This is a genomic window from Stieleria sp., assembly GCF_041595215.1.
GTDB classification, from domain to species: Bacteria; Planctomycetota; Planctomycetia; order Pirellulales; family Pirellulaceae; genus Stieleria; species Stieleria magnilauensis.
Map to the genome: position 1 here is coordinate 1 of NZ_JBFHKV010001125.1, position 2,685 is coordinate 2,685.

3 protein-coding genes and 1 tRNA gene are annotated in these 2,685 nt (G+C 59.2%); 2 read left to right on the plus strand and 2 right to left on the minus strand.

Annotated elements, in window-relative coordinates:
* Positions 1-99: 99 nt before the first annotated feature.
* On the minus strand, positions 100-507 hold the full coding sequence (locus ABX749_RS28770; RefSeq protein WP_372899067.1) for a hypothetical protein: 408 nt from the start codon (positions 505-507) through the stop codon (positions 100-102).
* Positions 508-904: 397 nt separating this feature from the next.
* Here ABX749_RS28770 and rpsU point away from each other — a divergent pair, with 397 nt between their 5' ends.
* Both rpsU and ABX749_RS28780 read left to right on the plus strand, forming a co-directional pair.
* On the plus strand, positions 905-1,099 hold the full coding sequence (gene rpsU, locus ABX749_RS28775) for a 30S ribosomal protein S21 (RefSeq protein ID WP_094417928.1): 195 nt from the start codon (positions 905-907) through the stop codon (positions 1,097-1,099).
* A gap of 173 nt (positions 1,100-1,272) precedes the next feature.
* A tRNA-Val gene (locus ABX749_RS28780) sits at positions 1,273-1,346 on the plus strand.
* A 155-nt stretch (positions 1,347-1,501) separates the two neighbouring features.
* On the opposite strand, the gene ABX749_RS28785 is transcribed toward ABX749_RS28780, so the two are convergent.
* Complete coding sequence (locus ABX749_RS28785) at positions 1,502-2,374, minus strand: alpha/beta hydrolase (RefSeq protein ID WP_372899068.1); 873 nt, start codon at positions 2,372-2,374, stop codon at positions 1,502-1,504.
* Between the last annotated feature and the right edge of the window lie 311 nt (positions 2,375-2,685).

Consider the following 2,685-nt stretch of genomic DNA (forward strand, 5'->3'; position numbering starts at 1 on the left):
CCACTCCTCGTGCTGGGACACGCAGGCTCACGCCAAACCGCTGATTCAGCCACCCGCCGACCCGTTCCGCTACACACACAACAAAGCGCCCGCGCGACGCTACGCCCAATCGTCGGCTGAGTCGAAATCGTCCGCGTTGCCGGGTGCCGTTTCCTCTTCCGCGGCATCTTCCTCCAGTGCGTCGACCAAGTCGCTCAGCTGCAGACCGACGTCGCCTGTCGGCCGGCCCAAGGCGATCCCGCTGCCTTCCTTGGCGCTGTCTGTGGTGCCGTTCTCGCCACCGGGCTCAAGCCCCTTGAGGACTTCGGAGAGCTTGGCGTCCAGTTCGTCCAGCTTGTCGAGCACGTCGTCCTGGCGTCGTTCAAGTTCCCCCAGCAATCCACCCGGTTGCGACTCAGCGGGTTCGTCGTCGAAGTGATGCGGGGGGACGGCCATCGGCGAAAACTTTCGATGCGGGGACAGGGGATCGAGCGACGCGAGCGAACGAAGCGGTCGCACCGTTGCCATCGGACGAAACGGGGAGGGATCGTTCGTGCCGCTCCAAACAAACCAGTCAGCTCAACTGGGCAAAGATTGCCGGTTACTGCGGCTCTGCCGGATTTCCGGCCGTTTGCCGGGGCGGTGGGGAGCGGCGGTGTGGATTTGTGCCTTCCTGTCGCGCCAGACGGCGAAACGCGGGGGCGGCGGGGGGAAAAATGCCAGAAACCGTGGGAAATCTGATCAATCCGAAAAGGATGGCCGTTGCGGGAGTGGTATGCCGATCGTTACACTCCCGCGTCTCTCAATTGGCCCCTGCGCGAAATCCACCCAAGTGTGGCTGACGGCACACTCTGGGGGGCCGATCTGGGTTTGGTAGCGATTCCAAGTCAAAATCAGAGGTTCTAACGATGCAGATGGAGAAACAATGGTTAAGTTGATGGTCCGTGACAGCGAAACAATCCAAGAGGCAGTCCGAAGATTCCGAAAATTGGTCGAACGCAGCGGAATCAAAAAAGAAATGCGTCGCCGCGAGCATTACCAAAAACCCAGCGAGATTCGTCGCCGCCAGAAGATCCAGGCGGAGCGACGCAACAAGCGAGCCCGAATGCTCGGCCGCTAACTGCGACCGAGGAAAACGTTGCCCGTTTTGGCGGAATTCTGTCACCGCCCGGCAGCTCCTGGTCGATCCTATCCACCAAACCCCGGGCGTCTGAAGCGCCCAAGGCCGATGCGACTCCACCGCGCCGCCGCCGCGTCCCCTGCTGACCCGCGGCCAGACTCGCATCCCTGCAAGGGCGTTTAGCTCAGTCGGCTAGAGCACCTCGTTTACACCGAGGGGGTCGGGGGTTCGAGTCCCTCAACGCCCATTGTTAAGTCCCTTCCATTGAACGACGCATCCTCGCGACATTGTTGGGAACCAACGCGTCGGTGAAGCGAGCCAGCACGAGCACTCTGAGTAGGTAGTTTTGGGGCGACAAAAACCTCCCACTCCAATGGACGAAACCGACGGGAGTTCGGACGGTCAGTCGCTGCCCACATGCTGATCGAGGAACTTGTACAACTCTTTCGTGGCCGGATCGTCTGGTTTGCCCAAGTCATTGTTCAGCCGGCTGTGGTTGCTGTCGCGTACTCCAAAAGCCTTTGCCGGAATGTCGGCGCTTTGCAGCACCTCCTCCAAGCGCCCCGCCTGGGCCCGCGTATCGGGATTGCCAGAGAAGTAAAGGATCAAAAACGGCGGAATGCCTTTGCCTTTCTCAACATGCGTCACTGCGGAAAAGTCGACGTGTTTTCCCGGATCATTTCCGAACTTTTGGCGATGCCCAAACGTGAACATCTTGCCGCCGTAGAGCATTTGCCGCAGCTCGGCCGTCATGATGATCTTGGGAATGTCGTAGGTGTCGCCATCGACGGGAATGCAGCCCTTCAGGATATCCAGCGAAGCCCCCACCTCTTCGACATACCGCTCATCGATACAGATCAAGGCTGCCAGTTGCGCACCGGCTGAATGGCCACCGACAAAGATCCGCTGCGGGTCACCGCCATACGTCGCGATGTGCTTCTGTACCCAGCCCAGCGATTTCGCGACGTCCCTGATCAGCTCCTCCATGCTGACCTCCGGCAATAGGCGGTAGTTCGTCGAAACGAAGATGAAGCCACGCTCGGTCAATGCCTGCGGTTTGACTCCCACGTCGCTCTTGTCACCGACCTGCCAGCCGCCACCATGGATCCAAAACACGACGGGCAGCGGTGCCGATGACGCCACCTCGGGCGTGTAAATGTCAAGTTTGTGACGCAGATGGCCGTTGTCCACATAAGCAACGTCCGAATCGACATTCTGGCCCAAAGCCACGTTACCACAGGCAAGACCCATCAATAGCGTTACGCTCAATCTCATCTGCATCATTGAAGCCGCCCGGGAGCAAGAGGAATCTGACGAAGGGAACGCCGTGAAGCATGACGATCACACGACAGTATCGAGTCAAGAACATCAGCCAACAGCTCAGGGTATCCGACGCAAATCGCATCTGCCACCGTTTCGAGAAAAAGGGTCAGGAGCCTTTTGGGTCGACTGGGTAGTTTATGGGTGGCAGCTTGGCGGCTTTGGATCCAATGCTTGAGGTCCCTTCGGATGCCCAGGCCACCTCGTGCTGATGTTGCCGGTGCAGTTGATCGCGCGATGAACTACGAAACGCATGACGCAACCCA